At 39.2% G+C, this 6,459-nt stretch carries 8 protein-coding genes; all 8 read right to left on the bottom strand.

Annotated elements, in window-relative coordinates:
* Positions 1–87: 87 nt before the first annotated feature.
* A complete protein-coding gene (locus E7303_RS14655; protein ID WP_292146143.1) occupies positions 88–291 on the bottom strand; it encodes a DUF6462 family protein in 204 nt (67 codons plus the stop codon).
* 4 nt (positions 292–295) lie between these two features.
* Positions 296–883: a hypothetical protein gene (locus tag E7303_RS14650; RefSeq protein WP_292146142.1), complete on the bottom strand. Its 588-nt coding sequence runs from the start codon at positions 881–883 to the stop codon at positions 296–298.
* An 83-nt stretch (positions 884–966) separates the two neighbouring features.
* A complete protein-coding gene (locus E7303_RS14645) occupies positions 967–1,212 on the bottom strand; it encodes a helix-turn-helix domain-containing protein (protein WP_292146141.1) in 246 nt (81 codons plus the stop codon).
* Positions 1,213–1,422: 210 nt separating this feature from the next.
* A complete protein-coding gene (locus E7303_RS14640) occupies positions 1,423–1,983 on the bottom strand; it encodes a hypothetical protein (protein WP_292146140.1) in 561 nt (186 codons plus the stop codon).
* A 213-nt stretch (positions 1,984–2,196) separates the two neighbouring features.
* Complete coding sequence (locus E7303_RS14635) at positions 2,197–2,658, bottom strand: hypothetical protein (protein ID WP_292146139.1); 462 nt, start codon at positions 2,656–2,658, stop codon at positions 2,197–2,199.
* A gap of 227 nt (positions 2,659–2,885) precedes the next feature.
* Positions 2,886–3,092 carry a helix-turn-helix domain-containing protein gene (locus E7303_RS14630; protein ID WP_292146137.1) on the bottom strand — a complete coding sequence of 69 codons (207 nt, stop codon included), beginning with the start codon at positions 3,090–3,092 and terminating at the stop codon, positions 2,886–2,888.
* A gap of 294 nt (positions 3,093–3,386) precedes the next feature.
* Positions 3,387–5,609, bottom strand: coding sequence for an EAL domain-containing protein (locus E7303_RS14625; protein ID WP_292146136.1), 2,223 nt, complete (start codon positions 5,607–5,609; stop codon positions 3,387–3,389).
* Between the two features lie 203 nt (positions 5,610–5,812).
* Positions 5,813–6,361: a hypothetical protein gene (locus E7303_RS14620; RefSeq protein WP_292146135.1), complete on the bottom strand. Its 549-nt coding sequence runs from the start codon at positions 6,359–6,361 to the stop codon at positions 5,813–5,815.
* Positions 6,362–6,459 lie beyond the last annotated feature (98 nt).

Raw genomic sequence — 6,459 nt, 5'->3', positions numbered from 1 at the left:
CTTATTCTCTGCCAAAACAATACCTCCTTGCATCTATAACCATTATAATTGGTGTATGACATCAATGCAAGTGTCTCTTATATTTTGTTAGTCCTCAATAAGGCGACAGGTCTCGATGTATCTATCAACAATATGTATATCCACTAAAACCATCTTACCGACTTTATGTCTTGCTTTTGCATCCTTAGCCAACTTCTCAAAAGATTTCTGGCACATACCGTACAACTCTGCACCACTGTCATATCTCACATACTTTCTATCGATCAGCATAATTTCTGCTGTTCTTCCCATATCTTCATGCTCCTTTTAACAACAAACTATATTTACTATTATTCTGCATGAAGGTCTTAGTCCTCTTTATAAGAAGCTTTCTCCCTCGGTAAAAACGAGATCTGATTGCTTCCTCTGTAACACCTTCAGTTTCTGCAGTTTCTGCAATGCTTCTTTCTCTTTGGAGATAGCTAACATACTGAGGCTGTTCATCATTTAATGAATCCACTGCTGCACTTACTACTTCGTAGTCATCGCGCATATCCATAAGCGTGATGATCTGGCTCTTATAAGTAAAGAAGTTATCTGTTCCCTTAAGGGCAGCCATAAAGTTCCCCTGCCTTATGTATGTTCTGAGATCTCCATTCGTGGAACCTTCATTGCCTGTCGGATCAGGATTCCCAGAGGTCTGAACCCTCACACCAATTTCTCCATTCCCTGCGCATCTGTTATATCTGCGCTCTCTCTTGATATTAGTTATAAGCCCAACCTCAAAGGCATCCAGCATCCGGATAAAATAAGGATAATGATCTATAATAAAATCAATCCTCTTATCAATCCCTGACATCTGATAGATATCAACAAATGTAACTTCTTCTTTAACCCCTTTCATCTGTCACACCTCCCCTGATAAACCGCATATAATCTGAAGTTTTTTGTCACCAATATTATCTTATGCCAGAAAAGTAACAATTTCTAAGGACAATTTGGCCTATTTTGTGGTCCTTCTCCCTTTAATATCCAGTCAGTACTCACACCAAATTTTGTTGAGTAATCCACAACCACATCCATCGGTGGAATTCTTTTGTTCAGCTCATATTTTGAGATAATACTGTTATCTGAAAGCGAAAACTCCTTTGCAATTTCTCCCTGACTGATACCATGAATTTCCCTTAGATACCTTATCCTATCCCCTATAGTCTTTCCTATCCTTTCGTACACAGCGTACCACCTCCCTTAATATAGAAGAAACTCATACAAAACATTCCGTTTTCCATTCCAAAATCACCCCTTTCTTTTAACGGGATGTATCGTAACACGGAAAAATCATTTGCGAGTCCGCGGTCAGTCCGCTATGAGTCCGCGGTCAGTCCGCAATTGTATAGACAATTTTATAAAGCAAAGAAAAAGACTGCCGAAGCAGTCTCTACCTTAGTTTATTATGTTTCCATTCTCGTCAATGATACCATTTTCTTTGTCTTCTTTATCACGTTTCTTGCAGTACTTCCAAATAAGAAGACCATAAAGTACTATGGCATCTTTCTTTACATCAAAGTATTTAGTACGCCCCATGTGCAATTCAAGCCGCATTGCGAGATCTGTTTTGCTTGTGTTCTTACCTCTCATATACACTGAATCGATAATATGCGCCAAAACAGCCCCTTCCTCGACAAATGCTTTCATCTGCTCAAGCACCAGGATGCTCTTTTCGCTATACCATACTTCACAGGCGACCTTCCAGGCAAATGATTTTCTTTCCTTCTTATTATAGTTATATGGATATGCCACAATGTCTATGAACTGTGTCCTGTATGGAATCTTCTTCGATGCGTTGTTTAACCATCCTCTTCCCATTCTCTTCGCAAAAGCCTTGCCCGCATTGTACTTAATCAGGAGTTCTCTGATGATGTCATACATTTCATCATAGTCAATCCCCTGTGCTAAGCACTCGTTTAAAATAACCTCGTGTGCTGTAATACCAATAACATACATAATCTCTTCCCTCAATAATAAAAGCGCAAACAATAGTTACTTTCCCAAACAATCCCCTTTTTTACAAAATAAAATACTGGTAGGAATAAAGAGCATCCCAGCACCAGTATTTAGCCTTTAATATTATGTCAAACTGAAAACCCCAAAACTCATAAAGCGCGTCATATCAGTAGTGTGAAAGCTTCCGGCTCTCGGCTACTTAACGCAATCTAGTTACTTCTTATCCCGACCCTCTGGTCTCATGAGATAAGCAATCATCTTTCCAAACTCAGAATACATGTAAAGAATCTTCTCAGCCCTTTCGTCGTAGCTGTCTGTATTCTGTATATCCATGATAATACTGCTTATTGCCGTACCGAAATCAAATTCACTCTCTGTCTCGTGTCTCAGCACATCACAATTATTATCATTTCCAATAAGCCTGTGCAGATCTGCATTCAGGTTGTAATAAAGTATTGATAATTTCTCCGGACTTAAAGCAATCTCCCCATTAACCATCCTGTCGTAGCTACTTGTTCCTACTCCAAGGAGAGTTGCCATCTGTACATTAGTCCATTCCACCTTATCCTGTAACGTCTTAAGATTGGTACCTGCGACCTTATTGAATTTCTTACCCTTCAAACTCTCAGGTCTTTTATCACTTGTGTCTCGATGCTTTGATCTTTTATATGCCATATTGCTACCTCGAATTATAATCTACTAAAAACCGCGCGATACTAACACCGCGTAATACGCATTTATGACCGCGCATTACGCAGTTTTTTCATTGCAGATTACGTAACCTTCGAGAGCCGGAAGACACAAAAAATGCTTTAGATTTTTAAACCTCTAAAGCACAATAAAAAGACTGCAGCCAAAAGCCACAGTCCCGTCCAACAAATACATTCAATTCTAAACTGGTTCTATTTCTCAGGAGTTCTTACACACTGAACAATCTGTTCTACATCACAATCCAATATATTACAAAGCTTATCAATCGTTTCCATGTTTACTGACTGGTTTCTCTTAAGCCTGGTCAGAGTAGAATGACTGATTCCAGAATTGATCAACTTGTACTGCGATATATCATGTTTATCCATATATACCCAGAGTCTGTCGTATGATATCATATCCCCGCCCACTATTTCTCAATATTTCATAATAAAATAATGCAACAGTTTCCTTTTATGAGGTAGTAGCTTAAATGCGGTATTACCTTTATTAGGGATATGTCCAAAAAAAGAAGCCTGCTATCTTAGCAAGCCTCTTAATAAAATAGCTGCTTTTCTATAATTTAGAACACTATATAAGTGCTAAAGAAGTGCTAAAGAGTTTGTAATCTTCCTATGGCCATCACAAAAAAGGTGCCCTAAACTCTATGTTAGGGCACCAATTTTACTTTTGCCTGTTAAGCCATTCGTACATTATTTCAAATCTGATTTCTTTTCAAATCCATCAAGTTTCTCAAACTCATCTACCGGCATGGGCTTGTAGAAGTAATACCCCTGCATTTCCTCACATCCAAGGCTTCCGAGGAAATCTGCCTGTTCCAACGTCTCCACACCCTCTGCAATGAGGGAGGTTCCAATAGCTTGGAGCATCTGAACCATGTAGCTAAGTATCGTCCGCCCCATCTTTTGATCTCCAGAGCCTGTGATGAATCGAAGATCAAGCTTAATTCGATCTAAAACTACTTCTTTTAACATATTTAGTGATGAGTATCCGCTACCGAAATCGTCCATCTCAACTTCAAAGCCAGCCTCACGAAGCTTAGTGGTGGTCTTTATGATGACATCTGAGTTCTCAACATATGCGCTTTCCGTTATCTCAATACGAAGCTGCTTTGGCGACAGGTTATAGAACTCTTTTAAAGTATTAAAATGCTCTGCCACATCGGGGTTCTTTACAATATCTTGTCTTGAAAGGTTTACAGACACACAAATATCTCTACCCTGTTCATTCCAACGTCTTAAGTCTTTGCATACAGTGTCCCACACATGACAATCAAGATCGTAGATGAGCCCTGCCTCCTCAAGAATAGGAATAAATTCTCCAGGAGAAATATTCCCATTCTTTTTACTGTTCCACCGGCAAAGAGCCTCTGCACCTGTTATCTTTCCTGTCTTATAGTTTACCTGTGGCTGATACCATACCTGTATTTCCCCTGACTCAACAGCTGCAGGAAGACGGCTTACTATTCCTGCGCTTTGCTTACCTCTGTCCCACTGCGTTGGATTATAAAACTCAAATCCTTCTTTCTTGGTTTCTCTTACTTTTCTCTCGGCAATACGGGCATAGTCGAGCATCTTATCTACGTTTATATCCTTATAGTCATCCGGCATAAGAACATATATGCCGGTGCAGAACCTTACAATGAAATCTTTGCCGCGATCTTTTAAGTAATTACGGACAGGGGCTAGAACATATTTTTCATCCTGAAGAATCTGCTCATTGCCACCCATGCAGCGAAGAACTACAAAGTGGTCTCCATCATACCTTCCCATGGCCTCTTTATCCGTAAGAATTTCAAGACTTCTCTCTGTCCAGAACTTTAGCAGCTCATCTCCCACTTTCCATCCAAAGCTGTCGTTGATAAACTTGAAGTCCTTTATGTTGTTATACGATATCGTATATGCCGTATCTGGGTTATTGATAAGGAGTTCCTCAACCTTTTTCCTGAAACCATTGTGACTAAGTACGCCGGTGAGAGGATCGATATCCTCCATTAGTCGCATCTTTTCCTTCTGTTCTTCGAAATATGATTTCTGTCTTAAGACAAGCATAATAACAAGCGCAATAAAAAGAATAGTCCCGACAATAAGGAAATACTTATATTGATACAGGTAATCCCAGAAAGAGTACACATATAGATCTCTAGTAGTGTAATCAAGGGCTATAGCCTGCTTTTTGGTTTCAGGAATAGCTGTAATTCCTTCATTTATAAGTTCAATGCGTTTTCTTCCCTCTGCGGTATCAAGAGTGCCGGCACGAAAATCCATTGAAAACATGGCAGAAGGCTGTACTTTAAGATCCTTATAGGATGGTTTTTGAAGCACATAGCTCCAAGTATATGAGTTATGCAAAAGTGCATCTACTTCGTTTTTTCTAAGCGCCTTAATGCAGTCAGCCATGGAATCGTAAAGGATTATCGTTATTCCAGGGTATAACTGTTTTACAGTTTCTGCGACCCCGCCCTGTGATTTTAACATTCCGATTCTAATGGCACTTATGTCAGAAATAGACTGTTTACCAGTATTGACAATGGTAAATGGGGTTTGTATGAGATTTTCTGATACGATGGTTGCGTCCCCAGATGCGCTTGTAACAGCACTGCCAAAGGGCATAACCAAGTCATACTCAGTATTATCAAGAGCTTCTTTAAGATTAGGTTCACTTATGGCCTTGAATACGACCTCAAAACCAGCTTCCTTAGCGGCTGATTTCATGAGATCTACTCCGATTCCTACGATTTCACCGGAATCGTTGTCAATGTAAAACATAGGACACCTGTCTATTGGCACTCCAATTGTAAATTCTTGAGTAGGGGAATCAGACGATGCAATGACGGGCATGATAAAAACACCCAGAGATATCACCAGGAAAAGGAGGGCTATGCTGATAGAAGTATAGATTCTTTTTGAATTCATAATGATCTTCACCTAAAAGTCTCTTATATGAGCTGTTCAAAACATCCATTATCTGATATAGTATCCACAGACAGTCGAGAGCCTGGGATCTATTCTAGATAAAATCCCCTAACAGAGCCAAACGGCTGTCTTTTTAATTTGGAGCGTACTTTTTTGAATTTGTCATTGAGTGCAAATTGAGCTAAAATTGATAAATCCATAATTTAGACAAGTCCCTGCTCCTTGGCAAAACTGTCATAAATAGCGATTACATCTTTTTCCTTATTAGGATACTTATGTGCAGAATAATTAAGCCTGTTGGCCAGAGCCCTAAACTGATCATCACTCAATCCCAAACCCTTTGCCGTAGTTTTTCCCTCTTTTATAAACTTCTCAACATCAAAAATAGATCCTTTAGGGGTATTCGTATAAAGGACATGATAAACAGACAGTGTTCTAAGCGCATTTAAGTAATTCTTCTCTTTCTTTAATATCTTAAATTGCTCATGGCGAATTTTCTGAGTCTCATATTCCCCCGGAAACTGCATAGAAATAAAATTAAGATGTCCCCACGCCTCATTATTTCTTTCTGTTTTTACATACATTGATACAAGAGATAAATGGAAATTGAAACTATTCCATCTGGTTCCTTTTTTCAGAATGGATTCATAAGCTGCTATGCGCTTCTCTATATCGTTGTCGGTTTCATACTGACGATCCGCATTTTGAAGGAATTCTATCTCTCTGTTATCTTCTGCTGTTTGACGTTTCATCTCTTGAATCTCGGGACGACTCATTATATCCTGCGTCATTTTTTTTACGCTTAAACCCATCAAAAATACCCATTACCCAAACTCCTTCCTTCAACGGA

This window comes from Butyrivibrio sp., from assembly GCF_015056685.1.
In the GTDB taxonomy this organism is placed as follows: domain Bacteria; phylum Bacillota; class Clostridia; order Lachnospirales; family Lachnospiraceae; genus Butyrivibrio.
Note: the sequence above shows the minus strand (reverse complement) of the source record. Positions and strands in the feature narration are given on the sequence as shown.